Raw genomic sequence first — 268 nt, forward strand, 5'->3', positions numbered from 1 at the left:
CTCACGCTCGGAGGTGGTGAAGCCGGGTACCTCGGCGTTGGTGGAGTCGGTGAGGAACAGGTCCACGCCCTCCTCGCCGAGGCGGGCGAAGGCGCGCAGATCGGTGATGCGGTCGTCGAGGGGGAACTGGTCCATCTTGAAGTCGCCGGTGTGCAGCACCATCCCGGCCCGGGTGCGGATCGCGACCGCGAGACTGTCGGGGATGGAGTGGTTGACCGCCACGAACTCGCAGTCGAAGGGCCCGAAGCCACGCCGGTCGCCCTCCCGG

Annotated in this window: 1 pseudogene; it reads right to left on the minus strand. The window is 69.4% G+C overall.

Annotation, left to right across the window (positions count from 1 at the left end):
- Nucleotides 1-268 (minus strand): annotated as a pseudogene (locus IG99_RS43870) (RNase J family beta-CASP ribonuclease); the annotation flags it as partial.

Source organism: Streptomyces griseus subsp. griseus (assembly GCF_000720255.1).
Lineage (GTDB): Bacteria > Actinomycetota > Actinomycetes > Streptomycetales > Streptomycetaceae > Streptomyces > Streptomyces griseus_I.